This is a genomic window from Streptomyces mangrovisoli, assembly GCF_000974985.2.
Classification (GTDB): Bacteria; Actinomycetota; Actinomycetes; order Streptomycetales; family Streptomycetaceae; genus Streptomyces; species Streptomyces mangrovisoli.
The window spans coordinates 20427-36505 of the sequence record NZ_LAVA02000017.1; the positions used below are offsets into that span (position 1 = coordinate 20427).

General features: G+C 68.9%; 13 protein-coding genes and 1 pseudogene. 7 read left to right on the forward strand and 7 right to left on the reverse strand.

Features of this window, described 5'->3' with window-relative positions:
• Nucleotides 1-5: 5 nt before the first annotated feature.
• Genes WN71_RS08735 through WN71_RS08745 form a run of 3 tightly spaced genes read right to left on the reverse strand, consistent with a single transcriptional unit; the run spans nucleotide 6 to nucleotide 3582 of the window.
• Entirely contained in the window at nucleotides 6-1676 is a 1671-nt protein-coding gene (locus tag WN71_RS08735; protein WP_046592164.1) for a class I adenylate-forming enzyme family protein, read from the reverse strand.
• Complete coding sequence (locus WN71_RS08740) at nucleotides 1673-2818, reverse strand: CaiB/BaiF CoA transferase family protein (protein WP_167382904.1); 1146 nt, start codon at nucleotides 2816-2818, stop codon at nucleotides 1673-1675. The genes WN71_RS08735 and WN71_RS08740 overlap by 4 nt, the downstream gene beginning before the upstream one ends.
• The gene (locus WN71_RS08745; protein WP_046592165.1) at nucleotides 2815-3582 is read right to left on the reverse strand and encodes a crotonase/enoyl-CoA hydratase family protein; all 768 of its coding nucleotides are present in this window, start codon (nucleotides 3580-3582) and stop codon (nucleotides 2815-2817) included. Before WN71_RS08745 ends, WN71_RS08740 begins: the two co-directional genes overlap by 4 nt.
• A gap of 360 nt (nucleotides 3583-3942) precedes the next feature.
• On the opposite strand from WN71_RS08745, the gene WN71_RS08750 reads away from it, so the two are divergent.
• The 3 genes from WN71_RS08750 to WN71_RS08760 all read left to right on the forward strand — a co-directional run bounded on the left by WN71_RS08750 (nucleotide 3943) and on the right by WN71_RS08760 (nucleotide 7346).
• Nucleotides 3943-5394, forward strand: coding sequence for an aldehyde dehydrogenase (locus WN71_RS08750; RefSeq protein WP_046592166.1), 1452 nt, complete (start codon nucleotides 3943-3945; stop codon nucleotides 5392-5394).
• Nucleotides 5395-5546: 152 nt separating this feature from the next.
• Nucleotides 5547-6626 (forward strand): Zn-dependent alcohol dehydrogenase, encoded by a 1080-nt coding sequence (locus WN71_RS08755; RefSeq protein ID WP_046592167.1) that lies wholly within the window; start codon nucleotides 5547-5549, stop codon nucleotides 6624-6626.
• A 75-nt stretch (nucleotides 6627-6701) separates the two neighbouring features.
• Entirely contained in the window at nucleotides 6702-7346 is a 645-nt protein-coding gene (locus WN71_RS08760) for a TetR/AcrR family transcriptional regulator (RefSeq protein ID WP_052743223.1), read from the forward strand.
• A 251-nt stretch (nucleotides 7347-7597) separates the two neighbouring features.
• Here the strand turns inward: WN71_RS08760 and WN71_RS08765 are convergent, their stop codons facing one another.
• Complete coding sequence (locus tag WN71_RS08765) at nucleotides 7598-8857, reverse strand: nucleotide sugar dehydrogenase (RefSeq protein WP_046592168.1); 1260 nt, start codon at nucleotides 8855-8857, stop codon at nucleotides 7598-7600.
• A 307-nt stretch (nucleotides 8858-9164) separates the two neighbouring features.
• Here WN71_RS08765 and WN71_RS41795 point away from each other — a divergent pair, with 307 nt between their 5' ends.
• The 4 genes from WN71_RS41795 to WN71_RS08780 all read left to right on the forward strand — a co-directional run bounded on the left by WN71_RS41795 (nucleotide 9165) and on the right by WN71_RS08780 (nucleotide 12895).
• Nucleotides 9165-9323, forward strand: a complete 159-nt coding sequence (locus WN71_RS41795; RefSeq protein WP_167382905.1) for a hypothetical protein — start codon at nucleotides 9165-9167, stop codon at nucleotides 9321-9323.
• Nucleotides 9313-10668: a glycosyltransferase family 2 protein gene (locus WN71_RS08770; protein WP_052743224.1), complete on the forward strand. Its 1356-nt coding sequence runs from the start codon at nucleotides 9313-9315 to the stop codon at nucleotides 10666-10668. The genes WN71_RS41795 and WN71_RS08770 overlap by 11 nt, the downstream gene beginning before the upstream one ends.
• Nucleotides 10669-10764: 96 nt before the next feature.
• Entirely contained in the window at nucleotides 10765-12300 is a 1536-nt protein-coding gene (locus tag WN71_RS08775) for an ISL3 family transposase (protein WP_420856475.1), read from the forward strand.
• 319 nt (nucleotides 12301-12619) lie between these two features.
• The gene (locus WN71_RS08780) at nucleotides 12620-12895 is read left to right on the forward strand and encodes a hypothetical protein (RefSeq protein WP_046592170.1); all 276 of its coding nucleotides are present in this window, start codon (nucleotides 12620-12622) and stop codon (nucleotides 12893-12895) included.
• Nucleotides 12896-13215: 320 nt separating this feature from the next.
• Here the strand turns inward: WN71_RS08780 and tgmC are convergent.
• From tgmC to WN71_RS08795, 3 genes and pseudogenes are all read right to left on the reverse strand, one after another.
• A pseudogene (tgmC, locus tag WN71_RS08785) lies at nucleotides 13216-14405 on the reverse strand (ATP-grasp peptide maturase system methyltransferase).
• Complete coding sequence (locus tag WN71_RS08790; protein ID WP_240529603.1) at nucleotides 14402-14872, reverse strand: MvdC/MvdD family ATP grasp protein; 471 nt, start codon at nucleotides 14870-14872, stop codon at nucleotides 14402-14404. The pseudogene tgmC and the gene WN71_RS08790 overlap by 4 nt, the downstream one beginning before the upstream one ends.
• Nucleotides 14873-14958: 86 nt before the next feature.
• On the reverse strand, nucleotides 14959-16077 hold the full coding sequence (locus tag WN71_RS08795) for a fatty acid desaturase family protein (RefSeq protein WP_046592171.1): 1119 nt from the start codon (nucleotides 16075-16077) through the stop codon (nucleotides 14959-14961).
• Nucleotides 16078-16079: the final 2 nt, after the last annotated feature.

Consider the following 16079-nt stretch of genomic DNA (forward strand, 5'->3'; position numbering starts at 1 on the left):
GCGCGTCACACATGACGCTGCCGCAGCTCCGTCTTGAGGATCTTGCCTGCCGCGGAGACCGGCAGGGCGCGCAGGAAGTGGATCTCGCGCACCCGCTGGTAGGGAGCGACACGCGCGGCCACGAACTCCATGAGCTGTGACGCGAGTTGTGGGCCGCCTTCGTATCCGGTCCTGGGGACGACGTAGGCGACCGGAATCTCGCCGGCTTCGGCGTGCGGCACACCGATGACGCTCGCCCCTTCGACGGCCGGGTGTTCGTAGAGGAGGTCCTCAAGGGGCGTCGGGTACACGTTGTACCCCTTGTAGATCAGCATGTCCTTGGCCCGGCCGACCAGGTGGAGCCACCCGTCCTCGTCCATGCGTCCCAGGTCGCCGGTGCGCAGCCAGCCGCCCTGGTACTGCTCGTCGGTGAGGTCCTGGTGCCCTTGGTAGCCGTCGGTGATCTGCGGGCCGCGTGCCCATACCTCGCCGGTCTCGCCCGTGGGCACGACGGGGCCGCAGCCCAGCTCCCTGATCTCGATGTTCGTGTCGAAGAGCGGCGCGCCGACGCTGCCGGTCGACACGGGGCTGTTGCGCAGCATCGGGTGGGTGGTGAGGGCCATGGTGGCCTCGGTGAGTCCGTATCCCTCGACGACGCACGCATTGGGGAACAGCTCGCCGAGCCGGTACAGGGTGTGGCCGTCGATGGGCGCCGCTCCGGAGTTGACGATCTGGACCGAGGCCAGATCGGCGTCCTCGATGCCGGGCAGCGCGAGCAGGGCGTGGAACAGGGCGGGTGAACCCGGGATAATGTTCACCCGGTGCTGCTCGATCAGCCGCACGAACCGCCGCGGCTCGAACCGCCCCGCGAGGACGACGCTCGTCCCCGTGGCCGTGCTCACGGACTGGCTGATGAGACCCATGGCGTGGAACATCGGCGCGAGCGAGACGCCGGTCGACGACCCGATCCTGATCGTGTACGGGGTCTGCGCCTCCGGGACGTGCTCCAGGTGCACGCGTCCCTCCACGTCGACGACCGGCCGAGCGGCTCCTCGCCAGCAGGCCATCTGCAGGACGTTGGCGACGACGTTGCGGTGCAGCACCCGCACCGCCTTGGAGCGACCCGTGGTTCCGCCGGTGAAGGAGAGGTGAGCGAGGTCGTCGCCGGACACGGCGACGGGGTGCCGCGGCTCGGTGGCCAGCAGCGCCTCCAGTGGTACGCCGCTCAGGTCGGCGTCGTCCAGGGCGGGCGCCGCCTGCGTCGGCGGGACCAGAACGGTCAGCCGGATCTCCGGTACTCCGGCTTCTTCCAGGACGGAGCGGGTCTGGGGGTGCGTGAACACGGCCACCGCGCCCGCTTCTTGGAGCTGGTCGCGCAGGGCCAGGGCAGGCAGGGCCGGGTTGACCGGCGTCACTACCGCACCCGCCAGCAGTACGCCGTAGTACGTCACCGTGAACCACGCGGAGTTGGGCTGATGGAGGGCAACGGTCTCTCCGTGCCGTACGCCCCTCTCCCGCAGTCCGGCAGCGACACGGGACGCGTAGTCGTACAGCTCGCTGTACGTGAGGGTGAGTTCGCCGTCCCTCAGCGCGATCCGGCCGGCGTGCCGGCGGGCCGAACCGGCAAGCAGGTCACCGACGGACGCGTGCGGGTAGGTGAGGCTCTCCGGCATTCCTTCAGGCACGTATCGCTTCATCCGACGATCCCCTTCCTGCGCAGTGTGTCGACCTCGTCATCCGTGAAACCAGCCACGGCCGTGAGTACATCGGCCGTGTGCGCCCCGATGACGGGCGCGGGAACCGGCTCGTCGGCGGGGGTGGCACTGAACCTGGGAGCGGGCGCCGGTTCGGGTCCGCCGTGTGCTCCGCGGCGGTGGGTGCCACGGGCGGTGTTGTGCGGATGCCCGGCGGCTTCGGTGAGAGACAGCACAGGGGTGACGCACGCGCCCTTGCCCTCGAAGGCGACGCTCCAGTCGTCCCGTGTGCGCGAGGCGAACGTCTCCTTCAACACGGCCTTCATGGCAGGCCAGTTCGCGCGGTCTCGCTGCCGCGCGAACCGTTCGTCGTCCCGCAGGCCGAGAACGTCCAGCAGCGCGGCGTAGAACTGCGGCTCGATCGCCCCGACCGCGACGTGTCCGCCGTCCGCACAGCGGTAGACGGCGTAGAAGGGCGCACCCCCGTCCAGAAGGTTCACCCCCGGCCGGTCCTCCCAGGCTCCCTGGGCCAGGAAGCCGTACGTCATGGCGAGCAGCAGGGCGGTTCCGTCGGTCATCGCCGCGTCGACGACCTGTCCCTGGCCCGTCGTGCGCGCGTGCAGGAGCGCGCTGACCAGCCCGAGGGCGAGCAGCATGCCGCCGCCCCCGAAGTCGCCGACGAGGTTGACCGGCGGCACGGGGTCGCCGTCGGCGGGCGCGATGGCGTGCAACGCGCCTGCCAGCGCTATGTAGTTGATGTCATGGCCGGGTTCCTGCGCGAGTGGCCCGTCCTGGCCCCATCCGGTCATCCGCCCGTAGACGAGCTTCGGGTTGCCGGCGAGGCACACATCGGGCCCAAGGCCGAGACGCTCCACGGCGCCGGGCCTGAACCCTTCGATGACGGCGTCGGCGCCCGCAATCACCCTCCGTACGGCTTCGGAGCCCTCGGGGTGCTTGAGGTCGACGGCGACGGAGGTGCGGCTGCGGTGGAGGACGGGATGCCGGGTGGCCCGGCCGGCGTCGGCGGGCCGGTCGACCCGGATCACCTCGGCGCCGAGGTCGGCGAGCAGCATCCCGCAGAACGGTCCGGGGCCGAGTCCGCCCAGTTCGACGACGCGCACTCCGGCCAGCGGTCCGGCGCTCACCGTCCGGTCCAGCGCGGCGCGCGCTTCTCCGCGAACGCGCGGGGACCTTCCTTGGCGTCGTCGGAACCGAACACGGGGGTGGTGATCTCCCGCATGCGCGCCCACTCCTCGTCGGCCGACCAGGTGCGGGCCTCGGTGAGGATCTGCTTGGTGGCGCGTACGGCGAGAGGGCCATTGGCTGCGACGGCCCGCGCCAGGTCGAGTGCCTCGTGCAGGGCACGACCGGGTCCCGTGAGCCGGTTGACGAGCCCGAAGTCGTGGGCGCGGACCGCGTCGAGGAAGTCGCCGGTCAGGGCGATCTCCATGGCGATCTGCTGCGGGATGCGGCGCGGCAGGCGCAGCAGTCCGCCTGCGGCAGCCACGAGACCACGCTTGACCTCGGGTATCCCGAAACTTGCGTCGGAGGCGGCGACGACCATGTCGCAGGCGAGTACGATCTCGCAGCCGCCGGCCAGGGCGTACCCCTCGACGGCGGCGATCATCGGCTTGCGGGGCGGCGCCTCCGTGATCCCCGCGAGCCCGCGCCCCTCGACGACCGGCCGCTCCCCGGCGAGAAACGCCTTGAGGTCCATGCCCGAGCAGAACGTGCCACCGGCTCCGGTGATGACACCGACGGCCTGGTCGTCTCTGCGGTCGAGCTCGTCGAGCGCGGCGGCGACGCCTTCGGCGACGGCGCGGTTCACCGCGTTGCGGGCCTCGGGGCGGTTCAGGGTGATGACGGTGATCCCGTCGTCGCGGAATTCGGCAAGTACTGCGTCGGACATGCTTGGCTCCCTGCTCTGATCACGAAGGACGATCACCGCCTTTGTCGAACATTCGTTAAGCTACGAGGCGACAGCGCCCCTGTCCACCCTCCGCCCACTGTGATCCACCGCGCACCCGGTCCGCCTTGCGACGTGGGAGGGCATCGACACTCCCGCACCGGGACCACGCGTTCACGCCACCACACCTCTCCCGCCCGGGAACGCCTGACTTCACGTGTTCGGAGGGAGTCAACAAAAACAGTCAGCACTGACTCATAATCCTTTCCGCTAAACAGTCAGTACTGTACGTTTAATGGCGGCCGGCGCGGACGTCGGCGCAGCCGACGCTCCACCGCAGGGGCGAAACAGCAAGGAGTAGCCATGTCCGCCGACGTGCCGGAGTACCGCACGCTCTTCATCGGTGGCCGCTGGGTCGAACCCTCCGGCACAGACGTGATCGACGTGCTCTCACCCCACGACGGCGGTCTCGTCGGCCGGGTCCCGCACGCGACCCGCGAGGACGTGGACCGCGCGGTCACCGCCGCCCGTACGGCATTCGACGACGGCCCATGGCCTCGGATGACCATGGAAGAGCGCCTGACGATCCTTGAGCGGCTGCAGAAACTCATGGCGGCCCGCGCGCAGGAGTTCGCGGCCCTGATCTCCCGCCAGAACGGCTCTCCCATCGGCTGGAGCGTCACCAACCAGGTGCTCGGAGCCGTCGGACACTTCGCCGTCACCGCCCAGGCCGCCGCCGCCCTCCCGATGGAGGAGCAGCGTCAGGGCATGCGCTCGCCGCTGGTGGTACGCCGCGAACCCGTGGGCGTCGTCGCGGCCGTGGTTCCCTGGAACGTGCCGCAGTTCACCGCGGCCTCCAAGCTCGCCCCCGCGCTGGCCGCCGGCTGCACCGTGGTCCTCAAGCCGTCGCCGGAGACACCGCTGGACGCCTACCTCCTCGCCGAGGTCGCCGCCGAGGCCGGTCTGCCCGAGGGCGTGCTGTCGGTGCTGCCGGCCGACCGTGAGGTGAGCGAGTACCTCGTCGCCCACCCCGGCGTCGACAAGGTGGCGTTCACCGGCTCCGTCGCCGCCGGCAGGCGCGTGATGGAGGTCGCCGCCCGCAACCTCACCCGCGTCACCCTCGAACTCGGCGGCAAGTCCGCCCTGATCGTGCTGCCGGACGCCGACCCCGACGTGGTCGTACGCACCGTCCTGACCGGCTCCTTCCTCAACAACGGCCAGGCCTGCGTGGCCCTGACCCGCGTTCTGCTGCCGCGCACGCGGTATGAGGAGCTGTCCGTCCGCCTGACCGAGGCGGTGGCAGCCCTCACGGTCGGCGATCCACTGGACCTCACCACCGAGGTGGGCCCTCTCGTCACCAAGCGCCAGCAGGCACGCAACCTCGACTACATCCGCATCGGTGTGGAAGAGGGAGCAACCCTCCTGACCGGCGGCGGGGTGCCGGAGGGCCTGGAGGCGGGCGCCTACGTCCGGCCCACCCTCCTCGGTGACGTCACCAACGACATGCGCGTCGCCCGCGAGGAGATCTTCGGCCCCGTCGTCTGCCTCATGCCGTACGACGACGAGGACGAGGCCGTACGTATCGCCGACGCCTCCGACTACGGCCTCTCCGGTGCCGTCGTCACCGCCGACACCGAACGCGGTCTGGACATCGCCCGCCGGATACGCACCGGCACCTTCACCGTCAACGGCTTCTCCATCGACCTGACCGCACCCTTCGGGGGCTTCAAGAACTCCGGAATCGGCCGCGAGTTCGGTACTGCGGGCCTGACGGCCTATCTGGAACAGAAGGCGATTGCGCTGCCCGCGACCTGAACGGTCCGCCCCGCCTCCCGGCTCGGCGCTCAACCCGCGAGTCCGGAATCCGGGCCCCGGCCGGGCGATCCTTTCGCGGACCATCCGGCCGGGGTCCACTCCCCCACTCTCATCACCCACTCGTGGCAGCGCTGCCACCCTGAGGAGTCATCATGCTCGCCGCCCTCATCACCGCGCCCGGCCAGGACAAGCTGGAGATACGCGACGCCGTCGAAGCCACTGGCTTCGGGCCCGGCAAGGTCCGCGTCGCCATCAAGGCCACCGGGCTGTGCCACTCCGACCTCTCCGGCATGTCCGGCAAGATCCCCGGCCCCGCCCCCCTCGTCCTCGGCCACGAGGGAGCCGGCCAGGTCCTGGAGGTCGGCGACGGCGTCACCCATGTCCGGCCCGGCGACAGGGTCATCGTCAACTGGCGTCCGGCCTGCGGCCGTTGCCCGCACTGCCGGATCGGCGAGTCAAATCTGTGCGACAGCGGCTCGCAAGCCATGCGGGTACCGGCGTTCACCTCCCGAGGCACGGACCTGTACCGCTTCATGGGCGCCGGCACCTTCGCCGAGGAGGTCGTCCTCGACGCCGGATTCGCCGTCCCGCTGCCCGACGACGTCTCCTACGAGGCAGCAGCCCTCATCGGCTGCGGTGTCACCACCGGGATCGGCGCAGCGATCAACTCCAGCGGCGTCAAGCCGGGGGAGAACGTGGCAGTCATCGGATGCGGTGGTGTCGGGATCAGCGCCGTGATGGGCGCGAAGGCCGCGGGCGCCGCGCAGATCGTCGCCGTCGACCCGGTCGCCCGCCGCCGGGACTGGGCGCGCGACTTCGGCGCCACCACCGCCGTCGCCCCCGACGAACTGGCCGGCGCCGTGGCCGACCTCACCGGCGGCCTCGGCTTCGATCATGTCATCGAAGCCGTCGGTCGGCCCGGCACCGTCCGCTCCGCCTACGAAGCCGCCCGCCGCGGCGGGACCATGTGCCTCGTCGGAGTCGGCGGCTTCGAGGACATGCTGCCGGTCAACCTGCTCGAACTCTTCGTCAGCGCCAAGCGCATCGTCCCCTCCGTGTACGGCGGCGACGACGTGACCCGCACCTACGACCGCATCATCGGCCTGCTGCGAGCCGGCCGCATCGATCTCGAAGCCCTTGTCACCCACCGCCTGCCTCTGGCCCAGGTGAACGACGCCCTCGACCTGATGCGCACGGGCGAAGCCCTGCGCGTCATGCTCACCAACGACTGAGTTCCGCTTGAGCGGATGGCTGCCTCCCTGCATCGCGCACAGCAGCCATCCGCCGCCGACCCGTAGACTTTCCGCATGTCACAGCCCTCCCGCCCGACTCGTACCCGGCGCGTTCAGCAACGCGCCCTGAACACCCGGGAGCTGCTGCTCGACACCACGGTCGACGTCCTGGTCGATCAGGGCTACGCGGGATTCTCCACGAACGCCGTCGGAGAGGCCGCGGGTGTCACCCGAGGCCGGCTCGTCCACCACTTCCCGACCAAGCTCGCGCTCGTCGAAGCCACCCTCGACCACCTCGTCGAGCTCTACCGGGCCCACATCCCTCTGCATCTGCGGCTCATCACCGAGGGTCCGACGGAGGGCCGACTGGTTCGGGCACTCGACACCTTGTGGAGCCTGAAGCGGACGCGTGAGTACCAGGCCTGCCTGGAACTCATGGCGGGAGTGCGGCGCGACCCGGAGATGCGTCGTGCCCTGCGCACGTTCGAAGACAACCTGCACACGGCGCTGTCCGAAGCGGTCCACCAACTGGCCGGCACACGCACCGAGCAACCGGGCTTCGAGTCGAGCCTCACCACCACCATCCACGCCATGCGCGGCCTCCTGCTCACCGCCCGTGCGCTCGGCCTGGGCGACGGGGAACTGGAGGCCGAGTGGTCCGCCATGCGCGGTCGCCTCGTCCTGCTCTTCACCGAGTTCGATCCCGACGGAGGGCCTTGAAGGGGCCCGCGGGACGAACACCGGCCATGGGACGTTCGTGCTGATGCTCGAAACCTCCTGGCCCGCGGTGCTGTGGGGTCGGCTGGGCCACGGCGGCGCCGCGAGTCCCGCCCCTGGTTCGTAGGTGGCGCCCGAGCCGCAGCCGAATCGGGCGACCAGCAACTGCACCCATGGGTGCCGGCCCGGCGGACTGCCAGCACTCGGAGCTGGACGGATCCGCGTGCGGCGGATCCAGTCATAGTGCGGTGCGTTCAAAGGCGGACGATGTGTGAGTGAGGGTGGGTGGTGCCGCGGGTATCGAGGAGGAGCGGGGCGAGGGTTTCGATCTCGTTCATGTTGAATGCCGTGTGATGCTGCAGGAGGATTGCCAGGTCTGTCTGCTTCAGAGCGGTCGTCAGGCAGGTGCCGTGGGCTACGGGTTCTCGGTCGACCTCCCAGTTGCTGACGTAGGGGTCGTAGTAGGTGACGCGGGCGCCGTGTGCGCGCAGTCCTCTGGCGACATCCGTTGCGGCGGTTTCGCGCTGGTCGGCGATGTCAGCTTTGTAGGTGACACCGAGCAGGAGAACGTTCGCGCCGCTGAGTGTGCTGCCGTGGTTGTCCAGGAGCTGGCGGGCGCGTTCGACGACATAGCCCGGCATCCGGGCGTTGATCTCCCGCGCCAGTTCGACCATGCGGAACGGGTACCCGAGCGTGCGGACTTTGTGGGCCAGGTAGTTGGGGTCGACGGGGATGCAGTGGCCGCCGACTCCCGGTCCTGGGCGGAACGCTTGGTAGCCGAAGGGTTTGGTGGCGGCGCAGGAGATGGCGTCCCACAGGTCGATGCCCAGTTCGTGGGAGAAGATTGCCATTTCGTTGACCAGGGCGATGTTGACGTGCCGGTAGGTATTCTCGATGAGTTTGGCCATTTCGGCTTCTCGGGTGCCGGCGGCCTCCACGACGTGATCGACGAACTTCCTGTAGAAGATCGCCGCAGTCGTGGTGCAGGCATCCGAATAGCCCCCGACGACTTTGGGAGTGTTACGGACTCCGTAGACCTTGTTCCCCGGGTCCACCCGTTCCGGGGAGAAGGCCAGGTAGAAGCCGCTGCCGGCGCGAAGCCCAGACTGCTCGAGGATGGGCAGGACCACCTCGTCGGTGGTTCCCGGATAGCTGGTCGACTCCAGCACCACCAGGGTGCCCGGGCGCAGCCTGCGACTGACCATCGCGCAGGCGTCCTCGACCATGCCCAGGTCCGGACCGCCGTGATCCGACAGGGGAGTGGGGACGCAGATGACCACGGAATCGGCCTCGGCGATCACCCGCTCGTCCGTGGTCGCGGTGAAACCCGCAGCGCGCAGGTCGGCCATCGCCGCGTCGTCAACGTCGTCGACATGCGACTTACCGTGGTTAAGCCGTGCCACGACGCGAGCGTCGCAGTCCAGACCCGTCACGCTCAGCCCCGAACGACCAGCTTCCACCGCGAGTGGCAGACCGACATAGCCGAGGCCGATGACCACAAGGTCGCAACGCATGACGTGCCCTTTCGGATTGGCCGAGTAGCGAAAGACCGGTCCCCGCCTGACTCCAGAGCCCATTGCTGCCAGCGCTGAGCTCTGGCGACGTCAACGACGGTGCGGAAAGAGAGCTGGCCGCCATCCCGGTGGAAATGCCTTCATGAAGGCATGCGATGACGACGCTACGACACGACGGCAAGCGACCGGCGTCACCGCGCCACCGATACGGCCAGGACAGTGAAAAAGAAGCGGTCCCGCACCCCACAAGGCTCCTACGGGTCGTGGCTTGACAGGCTCCGGTGGATGCTCAGGGCGGAGGTGTTGCATGTACGGAAGAGAAAGCCTTGCCCAAACCGGCGCCGGCATCACGATGCTCGGGGTGTCGATCGCCTACGAGTGGGTGCTGGCCGTCATTCTCGTCCTCGTCTTCGGCGGTGCGGTGCTCTACCGCTACGCCAATCGACACAACCGCTATGCACCGTAACGCCGCGAGCCGCAGCGCTCTGGTCGTCTGCGTGCTGGGCGTGATCGGACTGCTCGGCTGGGCGGCCCGGTGCTGGCTGGTCATCAACCCCCACGAGCGCCCGTTCCTCACAGCCGTCTATCTGGTCAACGCCGCGCTGGTCACCTACTTCGTGGCCGCCTCGCAGATCAACCGGCGCCACGGTCGCGGCCCCGTCGCGCCGGGACGGGTCGTCGCCATCGTGCCCGTCTACGAGGAGGAGCCCGAGCTCCTGGAAGCCACGATCGCGGCCCTGCTCCGCCAGACCCGCCCGGTCGATGAGATCCATGTCGTCGACGACGGATCGGTGCGCCACCCGGTGCGCCCCTTCGACGATCCCCGCGTCGTCCTTCACCGCCAGAACAACGCCGGCAAACGCCGCGCCCAAGCCCACGTTCTGGCCCGGTTGCGCCCCGAGGACTGGGACTTCGTCATGACGGTGGACTCCGACTCCGTCGTCGAGGACACCGCCCTGGAGCACCTGCTGCGGGCGATGTCTCAGCCACGGGTGATGGCCGCCACCGGGCTGGTGATGACCCGCAACCACGACCACAACCTGCTCACCCGCCTCATGGACCTCAACGTCGGCACGTCCTGTCTCATCGACCGGGCGTCGCGATCGGTTTTCGGCGTGGTCGAAACCACGTCAGGGGCCCTGTCGCTGTACCGGGCGCCGATCCTCTTCGACAACGTCCGTGACTATGTGAATTCGGGGACCGCCGGCGACGACCGACGGTTGACCATGTACGCCCTCCTGCGTGGCCAGGTCATCGCCGTCCACGACGCACGCGTGCACTCCGCGATGCCCACCACCATCCGCGCAACCTTCCAGCAGCGAGTGCGCTGGGGGAAATCCGCCTGGGCCGCGCTGCCCTTCGCCGTCACCAACCTCGCGTGGCGCCAGCTGATCGCCCCCCTGGCAGGTTCGGTGAAGTGGCTGTTCCTGCCGGCCCTGGCAGCGATAGTGATCACCGGGGCGTTCTCCGGAGCGCCCTCGCTGTACCTGTGGACCATCGGCTGTTCATACCTGCTCATGCGCTACATGGAGACCTCCCAGTACGTCATGCAGCGCCCGGGCATGACCCTGCCTGCCCGCCTGTGGCGTCTGCTGTGGGCCACCCCCGCCGAAGGCCTGGTCACCCTCCTGCTGCTCTACCCGGCCAAATACTGGGCCGTGGTGCGTATCCGACACTGGGGCTGGCACACCCGCGGCGACGCGCACGCCGGCGCCCGCCGCTCCGACTACGGACCCACCGGCGCCACGCCCCGGCAGTCGGCGGACGACGACTCAGCCCAAGGGGAGCCCGCACCCGCGCTCACCCCCTAGCCTGAGCCGCCAGCAACGAGACCGGGTGTGTCAACTTAACGGCCCTGTCTCATATTCGGTGGTGACGCAGAGTGGTGAGGTGTCGTTGGTATCCATGTGAAGGATGTCAACGAGCTTGTGCAGACGGTGTTTTCAGGGCTGTCCCCGCTGGTCATCGAGGATGTGGTCGACGAGGGCGTGCGAGTCGTGGTGCGGGCACGGACTCCGCAGGACACTGCGGCCTGCCCGGTGTGCGGGGTGTCGTCGGGGCGGGTGCACGGCTATCACTGGCGGACGGTGGCTGACGTGCCGGTCGACGGCCGGCGGGTGGTGGTCCGTGTGCGGATGCGACGTCTGGTGTGCCCCACCCGCGGCTGCCGACATACCTTCCGCGAGCAGGTTCCCGGAGTCCTGGACCGATACCAGCGACGCACTACCCGGCTGACCAGGCAGGTCAAGGCGGTGGTCAAGGAGTTAGCGGGCCGGGCGGGGGCACGTTTGCTGGCGATACTCGCGGCGGGCGTCTCGCGTCACACTGCTCTGCGCGCCCTGCTGCGGATCCCGCTGCCCACCGGGCGGGTGCCCCGCGTGATCGGCGTCGACGACTTCGCGCTGCGCCGGCGGCACCGCTACGCCACCGTGATCATCGATGCCGAGACCCACGAGCGGATCGACGTGCTGGCCGATCGCACGGCCGACACCCTGGAAGCATGGCTGCGCGAGCATCCGGACATCGAGATCGTGTGCCGTGACGGCTCCGCGACCTACGCCGAGGCCATCCGCCGCGCCCTGCCCCGTGCGACGCAGGTCGGTGATCGGTGGCATCTGTGGCACAACCTGTGCGAAGCCGCTCTGAGCGAGGTCAAGGCGCACAGCGCCTGCTGGGCCGCCGTACTGGACGCGCCGATCTACAACGGGCCCCGCGCCCAGACCACCCTGGAGCGCTGGCACCAGGTCCACGACCTGCTCGACCAGGGCGTGGGCCTGCTCGAATGCGCCCGCCGCCTGGAACTGGCCCTGAACACCGTCAAACGCTATGCCCGCGCCGACCGGCCCGAGCGGATGCTCCGCGTCCCCAAGTACCGTGCCAGCCTCGTCGACCCCTACCACGAGCACCTGCGCAAACGCCGGGCCGAGGATCCCGGCGTCCCCGTCAAGCACCTCTTCGACGAGATCAAAGCACTCGGCTTCACGGGCTGCCTGAACCTCCTGCACAAGTACATCAACCAGGGCCGTGCGGACGCCGACCGCAGCCACATCTCCCCGCGCAGGCTCGCCCGGATGCTGCTGACCAGGCCCGACAACCTCAAGGCGGAGCAACACGAGCTCCTGGCCAAGCTCACCGCCGCCTGCCCCGAGATGACCCAACTGGCCGCAGGCATCCGTGACTTCGCCCCGCTCCTTGCACCTCACGCCGACAATGCCGACGCCCTCTCGCGCTGGATCGTCCAGGTCCGCGGCGCCGACCTGCCCCACCTGCATGCCTTCACTGGAGGTCTGGAACGAGACCGTGAAGCCGTAAACACCGCCCTCACACTTCCCTACAGCAACGGCCCCACCGAGGGTGTGAACACCAAGACCAAGCGGATCGCGCGCCAGATGCATGGACGAGCAGGCTTCACCCTGCTTCGCCACCGCATCCTCCTCGGATAGCAGCACGCTCCGTCACCACCGAAAGTGAGACAGGGCCGTTAGATTTACACTCCCGAACCGGGGTGGTCGGACAGCATTCCTCCGGAACTTCCCCGGCCGCACGCAGCGTTCGGGGGAGTTCACATCGAGAACGCGTCCGTGGGCACGAGGAACGATCGCCGCAGTCCCCTGCCACCGGTAATTCCATGTGCAGCGACGTCTGGCTGGTGACAGCCGTTATTCCAGCACCTGGCCCGTACGTGCGGGCCTCAACTCTCCACTCATGTAATCGGGTTGCGATGCCCGTGTCGTGAGTGACCAGATCGCAAGGAGGGATACCATGACCAGCTTCAGCGCTATCGCTCTGGCCGCCGGGGGCCACGTAGCTGCCGGGGCGGCCGTGCTGCTCGTCGGCGATGCGGCAGCCGCGGCGGTGATCATTACCATCGCCCACCAGATCCGGCAGAACCGGATGAAGAACATGGCCGTGTCCGCCGGCCGCTTCAACTTCCATCTCAGCGAAGCACCCATCGGCCAAAGGGACATCCGGGAGGCGGCAAAGCTCGCGCAGCAGCGTCCCGACCTGATTGAGCAAATACTGCGCAGCCAGCGATAGAAGTTCTCCTCCCAGACGTCCCCGAAACCGTGCCGGGAGCCCACTTTCCCGCGGACTGTCCCGATCCCGCTGACACTTCAACTGCCCGGCGATGGCCTGCTTCAGACCGCCGAAGACACGTTCTTCCTCCCGCGGCCCGTCGCCGGAGGCGGCAGGAGGCCGGGACACGGGCCGAAAGGGATAGCAGCAAAATCCTGGGCGGGTGAACGGAGCTCCCGGCGCAGCGGCTACGGGATGAGAGCCCGTTGGACCACAACGCATTCATCCCCCCTTTCAGGCGGTGTCCCTGACACGGCCGGATCAGGAACAGGCACTACTGCTCAGATCCCTGGCAGAGATAGGTCAGGAACGTGCGGGTGCCGCAGGTTCTGTCGATCGTGGCGGACGGGCAGGGTGAAGGTTTCCGGTCCCGGCCGGTCTGCCTCGTCGCAGGCCGACAGCACCCGCGATCCGTTCCCACAGCTTCAGCGGGCCGCCCTCACGCACCTCCCACCGATTCTCCCCGGGAGGGAGGGTGGCGGCGGAGCCGGTGACGACGTCAACGAGGTGCACAGCGTCCTTGACGGTCGTCATCTGCGCGTCCGGCACAGCGCACTGGGCGAGGAACCGCAAGTGGAACGCCTCTTCGGTCGAGGAGGTGATCCGTTCGGGGCCGTGCCGGGCGGCCCGCCCGGACTCCGGAAGCCCCGCGGCCCAGTGGGCGGGGTTGCCGAACATAGGCGCGGCCTGGGTGCGGGCGGACATGAAAGACACGGTGCCGCCCAGCAGCCAGCCCGCGGCAGTGCCGTCGGGGCCGACGGTGAGCAGGACGCGGGCGTAGCCGTAGAGCCAGCCGGACAGGGTGAGCAGGATTTTCCCGCCGGATCTGGCCTGTGCCAGCATGCAGGGGGGATGGAGCGGAAGGAGCAGGCGGCCACGATCCTGTCGAAGGGGGCCTCTGGCCAGTACCCGTACAGCCCGTCCGCCACCGCCAGGGTCGGCGTGTAGCCGCAGCCGTACAGGGCGCTGCCTGCTCCAGCCGGCGAGGGTCGACCTCGATGCTCGTGACGTCGGCGGAGCCGAGACGTTCGCAGGCCAGCGCGGTGGAGTAGCCGGTGCCGGTGCCGATCTCCAGCACCGAGTGCCCCTCCTGCACGTCCGCGTCGGCCCACATCCGCACCACCAGCGAGGGCAGCGTGGACGACGAGGTCGGTGCCCCGCCGTGGCGCGCCCTGGGTGCCTTCCAATCCGGTTCGTCGCCGTGGAACCGGGTGATCAGGGTCGTGTCGCAGTACGCGGAGGACAGCCACCGTCCGTAGTCGAACGCGGCGGTGACCGGCTCCCACACAGTCAGACCCTGTCTGTCGGGCTCGTCGGCGGGCAGGTAGAAGCCCGGCACGAAGGCGTGGCGGGGCACCCGCTCGACGGCCGCCCGCCAGCCGGGGTCGGCAAGGACGCCGTCGCCGGCGAGGGCCGTTGCCATCGCCTGCCGCAGCCGCTCCGCGTCGGTTTCCAGGCTGGCGGCCATCATCGCGCTCCGCCTCCTTCCACGCTCGTGCTCAGGATGTCGGCGAACGCGGCCGTGATGTCGCCTGCGTCGGGCAGCCAGCCCCACTGGCCGTTCGGGTTGCACTCGATGAACACCCAGTGCTGGGCTGCTTCGCCGTCGCCGGTCAGGGCGAAGTCGAAGCAGCCGAAGACCAGGGAGAATGCGGTCAGATAGCTGTGCAGTGCGGATTCGACGGCGGCCGGGACGGCGATGGGAGCGTGCAGCAGCCGGCCCCAGTCACCGCGGCGCCAGTTCAGCGCGCCGTCCGGCGCGGCGATCTGCTGGGCACACACGCGGCGGCCCACCACGGTGACGCGGACGTCACCGGTCTTGGGGATCTCCGCCCGGAACAGGTGGGCGGTCACCGCGAGGGAGTCGTCGAAGGAGCCGGAGTAGACACGCTGGGCCCAGACTCGACCTGCTCCGCAGACGCATCCTGCACAGCCCATGACCGGCAGCGTCACAAGATCGCCGACAGAGCCGAATTACATGATCGCCCACAGTACGGCCGAAAGATCTGAACCAGTACCAAGGATCAGGCCGCGACGAGCTCCTGCTCGTGGTCCGGCGTCTTGACCTTGGGCTTCTTGTTCGGCAGCGAGAGCCGGAAGACCTTGTGCCACGCGGAGAACACCTGCTTGGGCAGCGGCCCGGTGACGTACTCCAGCTCGTACTTTTCGAACAGGGCGCGCACCTTCACCGCGACCTCGGCGTACCGGTTGCTCGGCAGGTCCGGGAACAGGTGGTGCTCGATCTGGTGCGAGAGGTTGCCGGTCATGAAGTGCATGGCCCTGCTGCCGCTGATGTTCGCCGAGCCCATCATCTGGCGCAGGTACCACTGGCCGCGTGTCTCGCCCTTGATCGACCGGCGCTCGAAGACCTGCACGCCCTCGGGGAAGTGCCCGCACATGATGACCGAGTGGGACCAGATGTTGCGGACCAGGTTCGCGGTGAACGTGGCGGCGAGCGTGGGGAGGAAGGACGGGCCCGACAGCAGCGGGTGGATCACGTAGTCCTTGAGGACCTGCTTGCGGATCTTGCGGCCCACGGCCCTGGCCCGCGCGCGGAACTCCGGGTTGTTGCGGCGGCGCTTGTGCAGGTTCCTGCCGAGCTCCAGGTCGTAGGCTGCGATGCCGTACTCGAAGAAGCAGGCGTTGAGGAAGTTCCACAGCGGCTGGCCGAGGTGGAACGGGTGCCACTTCTGGTCCTCGTCGACGCGCATGATGCCGTAGCCGAGGTCGTTGTCCTTGCCGATCACGTTGGTGTACGTGTGGTGCAGCTCGTTGTGCGAGTGCTTCCACTGGTCGGCCGGCGAGACGTGGTCCCATTCCCAGGTGGTGGAGTGGATCTTCGGGTCCCGCATCCAATCCCACTGGCCGTGCAGGATGTTGTGGCCGATCTCCATGTTGTCCATGATCTTCGCCACGGACAGTCCGGCGGTGCCGAGCAGCCAGGCCGGCGGGAAGAGCGAGAACAGCAGTACGCCCCTGCTGGCCATCTCGAGCTTGCGCTGCGCCGAGATGACCTTGCGGATGTAGGCGGCGTCCTTCTCCCCCCGGCTGGCGATCACCTCGTCGCGGATCGCGTCCAGCTCGCGGCCGAGCTCCTCGATCTGCTCCGCGGTCAGGTGGGCGGTGGGGTCGATGGCGGTCAAGG

Coding starts and splice junctions, on each gene's coding strand:
- WN71_RS08735 (WP_046592164.1), bottom strand. CDS start 1,676: ATGAAGCGATACGTGCCTGAAGGAATGCCGGAGAGCCTCACCTACCCG.
- WN71_RS08745 (WP_046592165.1), bottom strand. CDS start 3,582: ATGTCCGACGCAGTACTTGCCGAATTCCGCGACGACGGGATCACCGTC.
- WN71_RS08750 (WP_046592166.1), top strand. CDS start 3,943: ATGTCCGCCGACGTGCCGGAGTACCGCACGCTCTTCATCGGTGGCCGC.
- WN71_RS08755 (WP_046592167.1), top strand. CDS start 5,547: ATGCTCGCCGCCCTCATCACCGCGCCCGGCCAGGACAAGCTGGAGATA.
- WN71_RS08760 (WP_052743223.1), top strand. CDS start 6,702: ATGTCACAGCCCTCCCGCCCGACTCGTACCCGGCGCGTTCAGCAACGC.
- WN71_RS08765 (WP_046592168.1), bottom strand. CDS start 8,857: ATGCGTTGCGACCTTGTGGTCATCGGCCTCGGCTATGTCGGTCTGCCA.
- WN71_RS41795 (WP_167382905.1), top strand. CDS start 9,165: ATGTACGGAAGAGAAAGCCTTGCCCAAACCGGCGCCGGCATCACGATG.
- WN71_RS08770 (WP_052743224.1), top strand. CDS start 9,313: ATGCACCGTAACGCCGCGAGCCGCAGCGCTCTGGTCGTCTGCGTGCTG.
- WN71_RS08780 (WP_046592170.1), top strand. CDS start 12,620: ATGACCAGCTTCAGCGCTATCGCTCTGGCCGCCGGGGGCCACGTAGCT.
- WN71_RS08790 (WP_240529603.1), bottom strand. CDS start 14,872: ATGGGCTGTGCAGGATGCGTCTGCGGAGCAGGTCGAGTCTGGGCCCAG.